Below are 15,105 nucleotides of genomic sequence, written 5' to 3'. Positions count from 1 at the left end.
GGCCGCCGTCGGCCGCGCCCCGCGGAGCCTTATTCCATAAGGCTGCTATTCAAATTACGGAACCATAGCGAGACATTTCGACCGATACAGGGCTCTACCGCGCTGCAACGTGGAAAATGTGCATAAGTCAAGTCTTGACAAGCCTTGAATCGGCAACCGGTGCGGGGTTGCGCCCTGTTTAGCGCCGACAGCGAAACGCCGCCACCCCGCAGTGCAGCATGGCAGCGCTTGCGCTTAGCCCACCGATCCGCTACGGATCTTGCGGCTGTGGGTGTGCACTTCGTCGACGAGCTCGGCGACGTGGTCGGGCGACGTGAACTGCGAAATGCCGTGGCCGAGGTTGAATACGTGACCGGGGTGATTGCCGTAGCTGTCGAGCACCGCACGCGCCTGCTCGCGCACCACGGCCGGCGGCGCAAACAGGATCGTCGGGTCGAGGTTGCCCTGCAGCGCGACGCGCCCGGCGACGCGTTCGCGCGCGGCGCCGAGATTGACCGTCCAGTCGAGGCCGACCGCGTCGACGCCGGTCGCCGCGATTTCCTCGAGCCACAGGCCGCCGCCCTTCGTGAACGTGATCACCGGCACGCGCTCGCCGTCGTGCTCGCGCTTCAGCTGCGCGACCACGCGACGGATGTAGTCCAGCGAGAAGCGCTGATATGCGCCGTCCGCGAGTGCGCCGCCCCACGTATCGAAGATCATCACGGCCTGCGCGCCGGCTTCGATCTGCGCGTTCAGGTACGCGGCCACGGCCTGCGCGTTCACGTCGAGGATCCGGTGCATCAGGTCGGGGCGCGAATACGCCATCGACTTCACCGTGCGGAAATCATCCGACCCGCCGCCTTCGACCATGTAGCACGCGAGCGTCCACGGGCTGCCCGAGAAGCCGATCAGCGGCACGCGCTGGCGGCCCTGGCCGTCGGTCAGCGCGCGGCGGATCTCGCGCACGGCGCCCGTCACGTAACCGAGCGTCTCCTCGATGTCCGGCACCGCGAGCTTCGCGACGTCGGCCTCGGTGCGCACCGGATGCGCGAACTTCGGCCCTTCGCCGACCTGAAAGTCGAGGCCGAGGCCCATCGCGTCGGGAATCGTCAGGATGTCCGAGAACAGGATCGCGGCGTCGAGCGGGAAGCGCTCGAGCGGCTGCAGCGTCACTTCGGTCGCGTAGTCGGGATTCTTCGCGAGGCCGAGGAAGCTGCCGGCGCGCGCGCGCGTCGCGTTGTATTCGGGCAGATAGCGGCCGGCCTGACGCATCAGCCAGATCGGCGTGTAGTCGGTCGGCTCGCGCAGAAGCGCACGCAGGAAGGTGTCGTTGAGCAGGGTATGGGCCACGGTAGGAGCGACGAGCGAAGGCAAAGCGGCATTTTACCGGAGCGCGGCCGCACGGCTGCGTATGCCGATGCGATGGCGGCCATATGACGCGCGCGATGGCTCCGTTATGATCGGACGCTGATATCGAACCGACCGAAGGAGGAGACCGATGAAGACATTCGCCACGCTGGCCACGCTCGCCGCTGCCATGCTTTGCTGCGCCGCCGCGCACGCGCAGGGTACGACCACGACGGCGGCCCCGACCACCGCGGCCGTCGGCTCGCGGCTCGACGACGTGGTCGCACGCGGCACGCTGCGCGTGTGCACGACGGGCGACTACAAGCCGTATTCGTACTACCGCGCGGACGGCCGCTTCGAGGGCATCGACATCGACATGGCCGAGTCGCTCGCGAAATCGCTCGGCGTGAAGGCCGAGTTCGTGAAGACGAGCTGGTCGAACCTCACCAACGACTTCGTCGCGAAGTGCGATGTCGCGGTGGGCGGCGTGTCGACGACACTCGAGCGCCAGAAGCGCGTGTTCTTCACGCAGCCGTACGTGGTCGACGGCAAGACGCCGATCGTGCGCTGCGCGGACGCCGACAAGTACCAGACCGTCGCGCAGATCGACCGGCCCGAGACCCGCGTGATCGTGAACTCGGGCGGCACCAACGAGCGCTTCGCGAAGCAGTTCTTCACGCATGCGAACCTGAGCGTCTATCCGGACAACGTGACGATCTTCAAGCAGATCCTCGCGGGCAAGGCGGACGTCATGGTGACGGATGCGTCCGAGACGCTGCTGCAGCAAAAGCTGAATCCGGGCCTGTGCTCCGTGCATCCGGACAAGCCGTTCCAGTTCGGAGAAAAGGCGTACATGGTGCCGCGCGGCGACGTCGTCTTCCAGCAGTACGTCGACCAGTGGCTGCATCTGGCGCTATCGTCCGGCGAATACCAGGCGATCTCCGACAAGTGGCTGAAGTGAGCACGATCGCTCGCGGAACGGGCGTCCGATAACGACGTGGACCCGTTGCCGCCGCCGGCCGCGCACCCCGCCGTTACACATCGGCGTGGCGCGTGGCCGGCGTGAAATCGCGAAAACCGGCCGAATGGCCGACTATCGCGTGCCTCAATCACGTTTCAAAATCTTTCCGACGAATGAATCGTCATGTGCGGTATCTGCCGCGCGATGCACATTCCGGCGTGTAAATCGGCATTTCATCGACGCCGATACGCATGAAAAACGCATTATGCGCACCCGATGAAAACTCTGCGGAAATGACGAGTAAATATGACCTTCTTCAGGACCCCGAAAACAGAAAAAAATCCCGGAAAGCCTTATCTGGCGGGCGTTACAACCTGAAACACTTTGTTACCGTGAGGGATCATTAATTCGCCCACAATGGGCTCAACGGTTTCAACACGGATGCGGTCTCGTGTGCCAAGTGTGAGCGGACGCGAAGCGCTGCGAGCCAGTCGGTCACGTACCGAAGCCCTTCCGAGGGGCATCCCTGTTGGAGTCGTTTCCGGCTCCCGCCGGACTCGGTTTCATCTTTGGTCTCCTCGCGCTAACCCCGTAGCGTGTGGTTTTTAGCGGGCTAATAAGCCCGCTTTTTTTCGTCCATCGAAAACGCAACGGCCCGCAGGCCGCCGCGTTCGTCCCGCCGCCGGGCCGCTTGCTCGTATCAAGCAGTCTTCTGCACGTCGAGCTTCAGTTCGTCGATCATCCGTTCGCGCATCACGAATTTCTGCACCTTGCCCGTCACCGTCATCGGCAGCTCGTCGACGAAGCGGATGTAGCGCGGAATCTTGTAGTGCGCGATCTGGCCGCTACAGAACGCGCGCACGTCATCCTCGGTCATCTGCTCGCCCGCACGCAGCACGATCCACGCGCACAGCTCCTCGCCGTATTTCGCGTCGGGCACGCCGAACACCTGCGCGCTCTGAATCTTCGGATGCCTGAACAGGAATTCCTCGATCTCGCGCGGATACACGTTCTCGCCGCCGCGAATCACCATGTCCTTCAGCCGGCCGACGATGTTGCAGTAGCCGTCGGCGTCGAGCGTCGCGAGGTCGCCCGTATGCATCCAGCCGTCGACCAGCACCTCGCGCGTCTTCGCTTCGTCGTCCCAGTAGCCGAGCATCACCGAGTAACCCTTCGTGCACAGCTCGCCCGTCGCGCCGACCGGCACGATCTCGCCGGTTGGGTCGACGATCTTCACCTCCAGGTGCGGCTGGATGCGGCCGACCGTCGTCGTGCGCTTCTCGAGCGGGTCGTCGGTCGAGCTCTGGAACGACACGGGGCTCGTCTCCGTCATTCCGTACGCGATCGTGATCTCGGACAGATGCATCTGCGACACGACGCGCTTCATCGTCTCGATCGGGCACGGCGAGCCGGCCATGATCCCGGTGCGCAGCGTCGACAGGTCGAACTTCGCGAAGTCCGGATGATCGAGCTCCGCGATGAACATCGTCGGCACGCCGTGCAGCGCGGTGCAGCGCTCCTCGGCGACGGCCGCGAGCGTCGCGACCGGATCGAACGCCTCGCCGGGGAACACCATCGCGGCCCCCGTCGACACGCACGCGAGCACGGCCAGCACCATCCCGAAGCAGTGATACAGCGGCACCGGGATGCAGAGCGAATCCTGTTCGGTGAAGCGCATCGCCATCGCGATCGAGCGCGCGTTGTTGACGACATTGCGGTGCGTGAGCGTCGCGCCCTTCGGGCTGCCGGTCGTGCCGCTCGTGAACTGGATGTTGATCGGATCGGTGGCCGCGAGCGTCGCGCCGATCGCGTCGAGCCGCGCGACATCGAGCGTGTCGCGGCCGCGCGCCATCACGTCCGCGAAGCGGAACATGCCGGCCGGCGCGACCTCGCCCATCGACACGACCGTGCGCAGGCTCGGCACGCGTGCCGCATGCAGGTCGCCCGGCGTCGCGCCCGCGAGCTCCGGCGCGATCGTCTGCAGCATCTCGACGTACGCCGACGTCTTGAAGCGCTCGGCCGCGATCACGGCCTTGCAGCCGACCTTGTTCAGCGCGTATTCGAGTTCCGCAAGCCGGTAGGCCGGGTTGATGTTGACGAGGACTGCGCCGATGCGCGCGGTCGCGAATTGCGTGAGCAGCCATTCGCTGCGGTTCGGCGACCAGATGCCGACGCAGTCGCCCTTCACGATCCCGAGCGCGGCGAGGCCCGCCGCGAGCACGTCGACCTCGTGCGCGAACGCGCGCCAGGTCCAGCGCACCTGCTGTTCGCGGAACACGACGGCCGGGCGATCGGGAAAGCGGCCCGCCGTGTCGAGCAGGAACCGGCCGATCGTCGCTTCGGATAGCGGCACGTCGGTCGCGCCGCGCACGTACGACAGTCCGTTTTCGGGCGCGATCAGCGCCCCCTTGCCAAGGTCTGCTGCCATCGATGTCTCCGTCCGTTTTTATCTGATCGGCTCCGCACGCGGCTAACGCGCGCGCCTGCTCCGCCACGATCGCGGCGGACTGCCTCTGCGCGGATGATGCCGCGTTCTGCTGACGACACTCTGACATCAAATCGCGGCGGGCGGATGAAATAGCACGACCGGACGATACGATCCGGCCCGCAAAAAAACCGACGAAAACGACGGACGAAAAAAAAGCAGCCCGAAGGCTGCTTTCTTTCGCGGGATACGCGCGCGCGGCTCAGTGCCGGCTGCGAATCTTCGCCAGACGCTGGATCGCTTCGAGCTGCGCCATCGCGGTCGCGAGCTCCGATTGCGCCTTTGCGAGGTCGAGGTCCGACTTCGCGTTCTGCAGCGTTTCCTCGGCACGCTTGCGCGCTTCCTCGGCTTTCGCCGCGTCGAGGTCCTTGCCGCGGATCGCGGTATCGGCGAGCACCGTCACGGCGCCCGGCTGCACTTCGAGAATGCCGCCTGCGACGAACACGAATTCGTCGTTGCCGCCCTCGACTTCGATGCGCACCGCACCCGGACGAATCCGCGTGATCAGCGGCGTGTGACCCGGCAGAATACCCAGCTCACCCGTTTCGCCCGGCAGCGCGACGAATTTCGCCTCGCCCGAGAAGATCTGCTCTTCCGCGCTGACGACGTCTACTTTGATGGTTGCCATATCGACTCCTGGTTGAGCGTATTACGTGGGCGCCCGTCCGTGAAAAGATGCCATCGAGACATCCTTCACGAACGCACGGGCGCCCGCTGCGTTACACCCGACCTTTACTGGATCTTCTTGGCCTTTTCGAAGGCTTCGTCGATCGTGCCGACCATGTAGAACGCCTGTTCCGGCAGGTGGTCGCACTCGCCGTCGACGATCATCTTGAAGCCACGGATCGTTTCCTTCAGCGGCACGTACTTGCCCGGCGAGCCCGTGAACACTTCAGCGACGTGGAACGGCTGCGACAGGAAACGCTGGATCTTACGAGCGCGCGCGACCGACAGCTTGTCTTCCGGCGACAGTTCGTCCATACCCAGAATCGCGATGATGTCGCGCAGTTCCTTGTAGCGCTGCAGCGTCTGCTGAACGCGACGGGTGATCGAGTAGTGCTCTTCACCGATCACGTTCGGGTCGATCTGGCGCGACGTCGAGTCGAGCGGGTCGACCGCCGGGTAGATACCCAGCGAAGCGATGTCACGCGACAGAACGACGGTTGCGTCCAGGTGGCCGAAGGTGGTTGCCGGCGACGGGTCGGTCAAGTCGTCCGCAGGGACGTACACGGCCTGAACCGACGTAATCGAGCCCTTCTTGGTCGACGTGATGCGTTCCTGCAGCTTGCCCATTTCTTCAGCCAGCGTCGGCTGATAGCCCACTGCCGACGGCATACGGCCGAGCAGTGCCGACACTTCGGTACCGGCCAGCGTGAAACGGTAGATGTTGTCGACGAAGAACAGCACGTCGAGGCCTTCGTCACGGAAGTGCTCGGCCATCGTCAGGCCGGTCAGCGCAACGCGCAGACGGTTGCCCGGCGGCTCGTTCATCTGGCCGTACACCAGCGCGACCTTGTCGAGAACGTTCGAGTCCTTCATTTCGTGGTAGAAGTCGTTCCCTTCACGGGTACGCTCGCCCACGCCCGCGAACACGGAGTAACCGCCGTGTTCCTTCGCGATGTTGTTGATGAGCTCCATCATGTTGACGGTCTTGCCCACGCCAGCACCGCCGAACAGGCCAACCTTGCCGCCCTTTGCGAACGGGCAGATCAGGTCGATAACCTTGATACCCGTTTCGAGCAGCTCGGTCGACGGCGACAGTTCGTCGAACGCCGGAGCCTTCTGGTGGATCGAACGCGTATGTTCGCTCACGATCGGGCCGGCTTCGTCGATCGGACGGCCGAGCACGTCCATGATACGACCGAGGGTCGGCTTGCCGACCGGCACCGAGATCGGATTTGCCGTGTTCTTCACGGTCAGACCGCGGCGCAGGCCGTCGGATGCACCCAGACAGATGGTACGGACAACGCCGTCGCCCAGCTGCTGCTGGACTTCGAGCGTCAGTTCCGAGCCATCGAGAATGAGCGCGTCGTAGATCTTCGGCATGCTGTCGCGCGGGAATTCCACGTCGATAACGGCGCCGATGCACTGTACGATCTTGCCTTCTACCAAAGCAGCAGTACTCATCGCTTTTCCTTTAAATACCTGATTCTTTACTCGCGCAAAGGCGCAGTTGTCGTCCGTGGCGCGCGCTTAAACAGCAGCTGCGCCGCCGACGATCTCCGACAGTTCTTTCGTAATCGCGGCCTGGCGGCTCTTGTTGTATACGAGCTGCAGTTCGCTGATCACCGTCTTCGCGTTGTCGGACGCGGCCTTCATCGCGACCATCCGCGCCGATTGCTCGGACGCCATGTTTTCAGCGACGGCCTGGTACACCAGCGCCTCGACGTAACGCACGAGCAGTTCGTCGACGACTGCCTGCGCGTCCGGCTCGTAGATGTAGTCCCACGACGTAGCCGGCGTACCGTCATCGGCTTCGAAGTGTTCCGACGACAGCGGCAGCAGCTGCTCGATCACGGCTTCCTGCTTCATCGTGTTGACGAAGCGCGTGTAAGCGATATAAACCGCCGACAGCTTGCCTTCCGAATACAGGTCGAGCTGCGTCTTCACTGCGCCGATCAGCTTGTCCAGATGCGGGGTGTCGCCGAGGTGCACGACCTGCGACATCACCTTCGCGCCGAAGCGGTTCAGGAAACCGAGGCCCTTGCTGCCGATCGCCGTGGCTTCGACCTTCTGGCCCTTCTCTTCCAGCTCCTTGAACTTCTGCACCGTCGCACGCAGCACGTTGGTGTTCAGCCCGCCGCACAGACCCTTGTCCGTCGTGACGAGGATGATGCCGGCCGTGTTCGCGCCGTCGTTTGCCACCATGAACGGGTGGCGGTACTCCGGGTTCGCGCGGCTCATGTGCGCGGCGATGGCACGGACCTTGTCCGCGTAAGGACGAGCGGCGCGCATGCGTTCCTGCGCGCGGCGCATCTTCGATGCGGCCACCATCTCCATCGCCTTCGTGATCTTGCGCGTGTTCTGCACGCTCTTGATCTTGCCGCGAATTTCCTTCATTCCAGCCATAGCTTGCTCCTTGACCGAAGCTGCGCGGGCGCATCAGCACCCGCGCGGCCTCAGTGTGTCACTCGCGGATCAATAGGCACCCGACTTCTTGAAGGATTCGATCGCCGCGCGCAGCGCGCCTTCGTCGTCCTTCGAGAGATCCTTGGTGTCTTCGATGCGCTTGATGAGGTCAGCGTGGCTGGTCTTCAGGTTGTCGCGCAGGCCCTTCTCGAACGGCAGCACTTGCTTCACGTCGAGGTCGTCGAGGTAGCCGTTGTTCGCGGCGTACAGCGACACGGCCAGTTCCCAAACCTGCAGCGGCTGGTACTGCGGCTGCTTCAGCAGTTCCGTCACGCGGCGGCCGCGCTCGAGCTGCTTGCGGGTCGCTTCGTCGAGGTCCGATGCGAACTGCGCGAATGCGGCCAGTTCACGGTACTGCGCGAGGTCGGTACGGATACCGCCCGACAGCTTCTTCACGACCTTCGTCTGAGCGGCGCCACCGACTCGCGACACCGACACGCCGGCGTTGATTGCCGGGCGGATGCCTGCGTTGAACAGGTCGGTTTCCAGGAAGATCTGGCCGTCGGTAATCGAGATCACGTTCGTCGGAACGAACGCGGTCACGTCGCCAGCCTGCGTTTCGATGACCGGCAGTGCCGTCAGCGAGCCGCTCTTGCCCTTCACTTCGCCGTTCGTGAACTTCTCGACGTACTCTTCCGACACGCGAGCAGCACGCTCGAGCAGACGCGAGTGCAGATAGAACACGTCGCCCGGATATGCTTCACGGCCCGGCGGGCGGCGCAGCAGCAGCGAGATCTGACGGTATGCCCAAGCTTGCTTGGTCAAGTCGTCGTAAATGATCAGCGCGTCCTGGCCGCGGTCGCGGAAGTATTCGCCCATCGTGCAGCCGGCGTACGGTGCGAGATACTGCATCGCTGCCGAATCCGAAGCCGTAGCGGCGACGACGATCGTGTATTCCATCGCGCCCGTTTCTTCGAGCTTGCGAACCACGTTCATGATCGACGAAGCCTTCTGGCCGATCGCGACGTAGATACAGATCAGGTCCTTGCCCTTCTGGTTGATGATCGCGTCGAGCGCCACCGCGGTCTTGCCGCACTGACGGTCGCCGATGATCAGCTCACGCTGGCCACGGCCGATCGGCACCATCGCGTCGATCGACTTGATGCCCGTCTGCACCGGCTGCGACACCGACTTACGCCAGATCACGCCCGGGGCGATCTTTTCGATCGCGTCGGTCAGCTTCGCGTTGACCGGGCCCTTGCCGTCGATCGGGTTGCCGAGCGCGTCGACCACGCGGCCGACGAGTTCCGGACCAACCGGGACTTCCAGAATGCGGCCCGTCGTCTTGACGACGTCGCCTTCCGAGATGTGTTCGTATTCGCCGAGAATCACCGCGCCGACCGAGTCGCGCTCGAGGTTCAGCGCGAGGCCGAACGTGTTGCCCGGAAACTCGAGCATTTCGCCCTGCATCACGTCCGACAGGCCGTGGATGCGCACGATACCGTCGGTCACGGAGATCACGGTGCCCTGGTTGCGAACGTCTGCGCTCGCTTCAAGGCCCTGGATCCGGCTCTTGATCAGCTCGCTGATCTCAGAGGGATTGAGTTGCATTATTCGCTCCTGATAGTCAATTCTGTTGCGTGCCGGCGTGGCGCTCAGGCGGTCAAGGCAGCCTGCATCGATGCGAGGCGCGCGCGAACCGAGGTGTCGAGCACTTCGTCGCCGACCGTCACGCGCACGCCGCCGATCAGCGACGAATCGACTTCGACCGTCGGCTTCAGCTTGCGCTTGAACTTGCGTTCGAGGCCAGAGACGAGGCTTTCGAGATCCGCGCCGTTCAGCGGGAACGCGCTCACGATCTCGGCGTCGGCTGCACCTTCGCGTTCGTTCTTGAGCGCCTCGAACTGCTCGGCGATTTCCGGCAGCAGCGCGATGCGATGATTGTCGACCAGCATCTGCACGAAGTTCTTCGCTTCGGCGCCAGCCGCGACCGGCGACTTCACCGCAGCAAGCAGCAGCTCGGCCACTTGCGTGCGCGTCACCTTCGGGCTCGACGCGACCGACAGCACTTCCGGCAGACGCGCAACCTGGGCCAGCTCTTGCACGAGCGTGGACCAGGCGGCGATGTCACCTCCCTCGGCCACGCGGAACAGCGCTTCTGCGTAAGGGCGGGCGATGGTTGCAAGTTCGGCCATGATCAGAGCTCGGCTTTCAGTTGATTCAGCAGTTGGGCGTGGGCCGTTTGATCGACTTCGCGCTTCAGGATCTGCTCGGCGCCCTTCACGGCCAGCGCGGCGACTTCGCCACGCAGCGCTTCGCGCGCCTTCACGATTTGCTGTTCTGCTTCCGCTTTCGCCTGGGCGACGATGCGGGCGGCTTCAGCCTGGGCGTTGGCCTTGATTTCCTCGGCGACCGCCTGTGCACGCTTTTCAGCGTCGGCGATGCGCTGCTGGCCGTCGTTGCGGGCCTGCGCGAGTTCCTGGTCCACGCGCTTGTGCGCTGCGTCGAGTTCCGCCTTGCCCTTCTCCGCGGCGGCGAGGCCGTCGGCGATCTTCTTCGAACGTTCGTCGAGGGCGTTGATCAACGGCGGCCACACGAATTTCATCGTGAACCACGCGAGGACCAGGAACACGACCATTTGCGCAAACAGAGTTGCGTTGAGATTCACGGTGTTTCCTTATCTGCTATTCCGGAAAAATGAAACGGTAAGGCGCTCATCGAGTTGCATTCGATCAGCGCCCCAAGTCTCCGTTCCGCCCTGCGCCGGCTCACGCCGGGCGCATATTTCCGAGGAACCTTAGCCTGCGAGCTTCGACAGGAGCGGGTTCGCGAACGCGAACAGCATTGCGACACCAACGCCGATCAGGAATGCAGCGTCGATCAGGCCGGCCAGCAGGAACATCTTCGTTTGCAGCGGGTTGATGAGTTCCGGCTGACGTGCGCAGGCTTCGATGTACTTGCCACCCATCAGCGCGATACCGATACAGGCGCCGATTGCACCCAGGCCGATGATGATGCCGATACCGATGGCGGTCAGACCCTGGATGTTGGCGATGTAAGCTTGCATGATCACTCCTTTGTGAAAAGACTTGGAACTGAGATTTAAAAAACTAAAACGGAAACTCTTTTTTGCACGCCGCGCTTAGTGCTTGTCGTGCGCCTGGCCGAGATACACCAGCGTCAGCATCATGAAAATGAATGCCTGCAACAGAACAATCAGGATGTGGAAGATTGCCCAGACGCTACCCGCGATCACGTGACCGACGAAGCCGAGGAACGTTGCGTCGCCACCGAAGCTCCACATGCTGCCGAGCAGGGCGATCAACAGGAACAACAGCTCACCCGCGTACATGTTGCCGAACAGCCGCATGCCGAGGGAAACGGTCTTTGCGAGATATTCGACGATGTTCAACGCGAGGTTCGGGATCCACAGCAGCGGGTGCGCGCCGAACGGGGCCGACAGCAGCTCATGCACAAAGCCGCCCACGCCCTTGATCTTGATGCTGTAGTAGATCATCAGGACGAACACGCCGAGCGCGATGCCGAGCGTGCCGTTCAGGTCGGCCGTCGGGACGATGCGATGGTGGGAAATCACGTCCGACAGACCGAGCAGGCCGATGACGCGGCCCGGCAGGTCGACGGGGAGGAAGTCGAGGGAGTTCATCAGCGCGACCCACACGAACACCGTGAGGGCGAGCGGAGCGATGAAGGTGCGGTTGCCGTGGACGATGGCCTTCGATTGATCCTCGACCATTTCGACGAGCATCTCGATCGCACACTGGAAACGGCCCGGCACGCCCGAGGTCGCCTTGCGGGCGGCCAGACGCAGCAGGACGATCGTCACGATACCGCACACGATCGACCAGAACAGCGTGTCGAGGTTCCAGACGTGGATGTCGAAAATCGACGTCTGATGCGAGGTGGAGAAATTCTGCAAGTGGTGCGCAATGTACTCGGACGGATCCGGACCGCGCGTGCCTTCGCTAGCTGCCATATCGTTAATGCCACCCAAATTGTCGAAAATCGTTTTGCCCCGTTCCGCAATACGCTATTGCGGGAACGGGCCGGTGCGGTTCATTGTCGAAACCGCACGCTGCTTGTTGCTTACCGCCAGGCCAGCGCGATCCAGTACGTCTTCAGCACGACGAGGTAGGTGACGAGGAGCGCCGGCCAATGCACGCCGGCATAGCCGTACGCCACTGCGGCAAACATCCCGATCGTCACGCCGAGCTTCAGGGCTTCGCCCATCACCCAGCTCATCACGGTGGCCGAACCACCTGCCTTCAGTCGTGCCACGAACAACGCGCTTGGCACCCAGCCGATCGCCCCGCCCAGAAACGAGGATTGCGCAGCGGCGCCCGGCGACTTCGAAAACAGCCACCACGCCAGCGTTGCAACCAGGGACAAGACCACCTGCGCGATCACCACCTTGTAGGGGGTTACGCGCGGCGGCTTGCTCACGTTCGAACCGAACAGCCTCTCGGCTTCCGTCCGCGTGAGCGGAACGATGTTGTTATCTTGCAGCTCGGCATCCCAGTCGTCGCCATCGGGCTCGCGCCGCTCGCCGGCCGCTGAAGCGGTGCGTTGCGCTCGGTGATCATCGTGCCTGTCGTTCGGCGCCTGACCCGCCATCGCAATCTTCCGCAAAATCCTTGAACCCGGCCCCAAGCTTTCTGAAAGCTTTCAGGGGTGCCTAGCTAACAAATCCGGGCGATTGTAAGCGATAGTTGCAGGTGATTCAAGGCTTTAGACGCGACAAAAACCTGCGTAAAACGACGCCTCATGATGTGAAAAAGCGCGCGCGTCGATGACGTACGATGACAGTTGTAAGGTCGGCTTTTTGCGCCGGCATTTCTTGCCCGAAAAAGCGCGGTCGCGATGAAATGAGGTGACAACGAAGTCTGGTGCGGGCGACACCGGCGCGACGTGATCGCAGCAGAAATCCTGCTGTGACGCGATCACGGGAAATGACCCGACGCGGCGACGGGTAACAGAGGAAGCACTGTGACCGCCACGTCGAGCGCGATGCGCGAAATGCGCTTGAACGTGAACACGCCTATGCCTGCAATCAGTTGTTGTGCCACCACAGTCGTTCGACTGTGGTGGCACAACACTTATCAACAGGACCGCCTTCGCAACGACCGGGAACGCTGTGCGCCCTCCCCGCCACGCTTGCGGCACGCGTAAGCCACACTGATCCGCAGCGCTCAGCCGTGAACGAGCAACCACGCACCCAGCGCCGCGCTCAGGATCGCGAACGGAATCGACACGAGGTGAAACGGCAGCCACATACGAGGCTCCTTCGCAAGACGCACCGCGATCAGGTTCGCGAGCGAACCGATCGCGAAACCGAAGCCGCCGACCGATACGCCGAACGCGAGCGCCCGCCAGTCGCGCGTGAATTCCGACAGCAGGATCGCCGCCGGCACGTTGCTGATTCCCTGTGACACCACCGCGCCCGCTGCGAACACACGCAGCGGCGAATCGAGATGGGTTCGCGCGATCGCATCGTGGACGACCGGCAGCGCAGCCGCGCTGCGCAGCACGACGAACATCAGCACGAAGATCAGCAGCAGCAGCCAGTCGATCTTCAGGACCGCATCACGTCTCGCCACCAGCAGTGCGATCACGACGGCGATCAGACCCGGCACGGGATTGTGCGCATCGGCGAGCAGCACGAACGCACCGAACAGCACCGCCGCGAGCAACGCATGCATGCGCTGCACGGGAACGGCCTGGACGTCTCCCGACAGATCGAGCGGCTTCGCGCGAAACGCGCACGCCGTCAGCACGAGCAGCAGCGCCATCAACGCCAGCGCGAGCGGCCCGAGCGTGACGACGAAGCGGCCAAACGACACGCCGCTCAATTGCCACAGGAAAAGGTTCTGGGGATTGCCGAGCGGGGTCGCGACGGACCCCGCGTTGACGGCCAGCGCGACCACGATCACGAGCCGCCGGAACGGCAGCGGCGTCAACGTGCGCAGCGATACCATCAGCGGCACGACGACGAACAGCGCGACATCGTTGGTGAGCCACATCGCGAGCGCCGCCGCGAACACGACGAGCAGCATCGCAAGCCCGCGCTCGGAATGCACGTGATGCACGATGCGATGCGCGAGCCACATCAGGCACCCGGACAGCTCGAGCGCCTTGGTCAGCATCAGCAGACCCGCGAGCGTCGCGACGGTCTGCCAGTCGACGAGACCGACCAGCGCGGCAATTGGTTGCGGACGCAACCATTGCAGAACAACCAGCGCAAGCGCCAGCACCGTTAGTACGGGTTCCTGCAAAAGCCAGCCGAGCCACCGGCGCGGCGCCGGTGCGCCCGTGTTTTCCATCGATCGTGCCTCGTTATTCTTCGGCCGCGACGTTGCCGCGCAAGCGCGCAAGAATGCCCTCGAGCGCGTCGAGGTTGCCGAAATCGATCATCACCTGCCCTCGCCCGCGGCGGCCGAGCTTGATCTTCACCGTCGACGCAAGCAGGTCGGACAACTCCTCCTCGAGACGACGCGTGTCGCGGCCGCCGTCATCCTTCGCGCGCGCCTTCACCGCCGGCGCTTCCTTCGTCGTATGCGCGACCAGCTTCTCGGTCTCGCGCACCGACATGCGCTTGTTGACGACCTGGTGTGCGAGTGTGATCTGCGTCGCGGCATCGACCGCAAGCAGCGCACGCGCGTGGCCCATGTCGAGGTCGCCGGCCAGCAGCATCGTCTGCACCGGCGCTGCGAGGTTCAGCAGACGCAGCAGGTTCGATACCGCGCTGCGCGAGCGGCCGACCGATTCGGCCGCCTGTTCGTGCGTGAAACCGAACTCGTCGAGCAAGCGCTGGATACCGTGCGCCTCTTCCAGCGGATTCAGATCCTCGCGCTGGATGTTCTCGATCAGCGCCATCGCGGCGGCGGCCTGATCGGACACGTCCTTCACGAGCACCGGTACTTCGTCGAGGCCGGCCAGGCGTGCCGCGCGGAAACGCCGCTCGCCCGCGATGATTTCGTATTTGTCAGATGAAATAGGTCGTACCAGGATCGGCTGCATCACGCCTTGCGCGCGAATGCTGGCCGCCAGCTCCTGCAAGCTGCCTTCGTCCATCCGCGTCCGCGGTTGGTACTTGCCCGCCTGCAGCTTGCCGAGCGCGAGCGTGTTCGGCGCCCCTTCGATCTTCACCGCTTCGGTGATGTCCGCACTGCCGCCGAGCAGCGCTTCGAGGCCACGTCCCAAGCCCTTCTTCTTTGGTACCGCGTTCATGTCTTTCTTCCTCGCTTCG

The 15,105-nt window shown here is 63.6% G+C and carries 15 protein-coding genes; 1 reads left to right on the top strand and 14 read right to left on the bottom strand.

Features of this window, described 5'->3' with window-relative positions; translation table 11 throughout:
* Positions 1-234: 234 nt before the first annotated feature.
* A complete protein-coding gene (hemE, locus tag ACT2FV_RS17615) occupies positions 235-1,329 on the bottom strand; it encodes a uroporphyrinogen decarboxylase (RefSeq protein ID WP_124627913.1) in 1,095 nt (364 codons plus the stop codon).
* Positions 1,330-1,477: 148 nt separating this feature from the next.
* On the opposite strand from hemE, the gene ACT2FV_RS17610 reads away from it, so the two are divergent.
* Complete coding sequence (locus tag ACT2FV_RS17610) at positions 1,478-2,287, top strand: transporter substrate-binding domain-containing protein (protein WP_444504529.1); 810 nt, start codon at positions 1,478-1,480, stop codon at positions 2,285-2,287.
* Positions 2,288-2,987: 700 nt separating this feature from the next.
* On the opposite strand, the gene ACT2FV_RS17605 is transcribed toward ACT2FV_RS17610, so the two are convergent.
* The 13 genes from ACT2FV_RS17605 to ACT2FV_RS17545 form a co-directional block, all read right to left on the bottom strand.
* On the bottom strand, positions 2,988-4,715 hold the full coding sequence (locus ACT2FV_RS17605) for an AMP-binding protein (RefSeq protein WP_444504528.1): 1,728 nt from the start codon (positions 4,713-4,715) through the stop codon (positions 2,988-2,990).
* Between the two features lie 259 nt (positions 4,716-4,974).
* Positions 4,975-5,400, bottom strand: a complete 426-nt coding sequence (locus ACT2FV_RS17600; protein ID WP_006477288.1) for a F0F1 ATP synthase subunit epsilon — start codon at positions 5,398-5,400, stop codon at positions 4,975-4,977.
* Between the two features lie 104 nt (positions 5,401-5,504).
* Entirely contained in the window at positions 5,505-6,899 is a 1,395-nt protein-coding gene (atpD, locus tag ACT2FV_RS17595) for a F0F1 ATP synthase subunit beta (RefSeq protein ID WP_034183838.1), read from the bottom strand.
* A gap of 66 nt (positions 6,900-6,965) precedes the next feature.
* The gene (gene atpG, locus ACT2FV_RS17590; RefSeq protein WP_059602072.1) at positions 6,966-7,841 is read right to left on the bottom strand and encodes a F0F1 ATP synthase subunit gamma; all 876 of its coding nucleotides are present in this window, start codon (positions 7,839-7,841) and stop codon (positions 6,966-6,968) included.
* A 69-nt stretch (positions 7,842-7,910) separates the two neighbouring features.
* Positions 7,911-9,452: a F0F1 ATP synthase subunit alpha gene (gene atpA, locus ACT2FV_RS17585; RefSeq protein ID WP_059602075.1), complete on the bottom strand. Its 1,542-nt coding sequence runs from the start codon at positions 9,450-9,452 to the stop codon at positions 7,911-7,913.
* Between the two features lie 44 nt (positions 9,453-9,496).
* Positions 9,497-10,036, bottom strand: a complete 540-nt coding sequence (locus ACT2FV_RS17580) for a F0F1 ATP synthase subunit delta (RefSeq protein ID WP_014895498.1) — start codon at positions 10,034-10,036, stop codon at positions 9,497-9,499.
* Between the two features lie 2 nt (positions 10,037-10,038).
* Positions 10,039-10,509, bottom strand: a complete 471-nt coding sequence (locus ACT2FV_RS17575) for a F0F1 ATP synthase subunit B (RefSeq protein WP_006477283.1) — start codon at positions 10,507-10,509, stop codon at positions 10,039-10,041.
* Between the two features lie 129 nt (positions 10,510-10,638).
* Entirely contained in the window at positions 10,639-10,908 is a 270-nt protein-coding gene (gene atpE, locus ACT2FV_RS17570; protein ID WP_006482730.1) for a F0F1 ATP synthase subunit C, read from the bottom strand.
* Positions 10,909-10,983: 75 nt separating this feature from the next.
* Positions 10,984-11,835, bottom strand: coding sequence for a F0F1 ATP synthase subunit A (atpB, locus tag ACT2FV_RS17565; RefSeq protein ID WP_059602078.1), 852 nt, complete (start codon positions 11,833-11,835; stop codon positions 10,984-10,986).
* A gap of 110 nt (positions 11,836-11,945) precedes the next feature.
* On the bottom strand, positions 11,946-12,473 hold the full coding sequence (locus tag ACT2FV_RS17560) for an ATP synthase subunit I (protein ID WP_444504527.1): 528 nt from the start codon (positions 12,471-12,473) through the stop codon (positions 11,946-11,948).
* Positions 12,474-12,799: 326 nt separating this feature from the next.
* The gene (locus ACT2FV_RS17555; protein ID WP_275404634.1) at positions 12,800-12,925 is read right to left on the bottom strand and encodes a hypothetical protein; all 126 of its coding nucleotides are present in this window, start codon (positions 12,923-12,925) and stop codon (positions 12,800-12,802) included.
* Between the two features lie 123 nt (positions 12,926-13,048).
* A complete protein-coding gene (locus tag ACT2FV_RS17550; RefSeq protein ID WP_124902795.1) occupies positions 13,049-14,179 on the bottom strand; it encodes an SLC13 family permease in 1,131 nt (376 codons plus the stop codon).
* Positions 14,180-14,192: 13 nt separating this feature from the next.
* Entirely contained in the window at positions 14,193-15,086 is an 894-nt protein-coding gene (locus ACT2FV_RS17545) for a ParB/RepB/Spo0J family partition protein (RefSeq protein WP_059682910.1), read from the bottom strand.
* Positions 15,087-15,105: the final 19 nt, after the last annotated feature.

Source organism: Burkholderia sp. PR2, from assembly GCF_052372875.1.
Taxonomy (GTDB): Bacteria; Pseudomonadota; Gammaproteobacteria; order Burkholderiales; family Burkholderiaceae; genus Burkholderia; species Burkholderia diffusa.
This window is presented reverse-complemented; position numbering and strand designations above follow the sequence as displayed.

Excerpts from the sequence above, each read along its gene's own strand:
- ACT2FV_RS17550 (WP_124902795.1), bottom strand. The coding sequence starts at position 14,179 with ATGGAAAACACGGGCGCACCGGCGCCGCGCCGGTGGCTCGGCTGGCTT.
- ACT2FV_RS17605 (WP_444504528.1), bottom strand. The coding sequence starts at position 4,715 with ATGGCAGCAGACCTTGGCAAGGGGGCGCTGATCGCGCCCGAAAACGGA.
- atpA (WP_059602075.1), bottom strand. The coding sequence starts at position 9,452 with ATGCAACTCAATCCCTCTGAGATCAGCGAGCTGATCAAGAGCCGGATC.
- ACT2FV_RS17600 (WP_006477288.1), bottom strand. The coding sequence starts at position 5,400 with ATGGCAACCATCAAAGTAGACGTCGTCAGCGCGGAAGAGCAGATCTTC.
- atpE (WP_006482730.1), bottom strand. The coding sequence starts at position 10,908 with ATGCAAGCTTACATCGCCAACATCCAGGGTCTGACCGCCATCGGTATC.
- atpG (WP_059602072.1), bottom strand. The coding sequence starts at position 7,841 with ATGGCTGGAATGAAGGAAATTCGCGGCAAGATCAAGAGCGTGCAGAAC.
- ACT2FV_RS17560 (WP_444504527.1), bottom strand. The coding sequence starts at position 12,473 with ATGGCGGGTCAGGCGCCGAACGACAGGCACGATGATCACCGAGCGCAA.
- atpB (WP_059602078.1), bottom strand. The coding sequence starts at position 11,835 with ATGGCAGCTAGCGAAGGCACGCGCGGTCCGGATCCGTCCGAGTACATT.
- ACT2FV_RS17545 (WP_059682910.1), bottom strand. The coding sequence starts at position 15,086 with ATGAACGCGGTACCAAAGAAGAAGGGCTTGGGACGTGGCCTCGAAGCG.
- ACT2FV_RS17580 (WP_014895498.1), bottom strand. The coding sequence starts at position 10,036 with ATGGCCGAACTTGCAACCATCGCCCGCCCTTACGCAGAAGCGCTGTTC.
- atpD (WP_034183838.1), bottom strand. The coding sequence starts at position 6,899 with ATGAGTACTGCTGCTTTGGTAGAAGGCAAGATCGTACAGTGCATCGGC.
- ACT2FV_RS17610 (WP_444504529.1), top strand. The coding sequence starts at position 1,478 with ATGAAGACATTCGCCACGCTGGCCACGCTCGCCGCTGCCATGCTTTGC.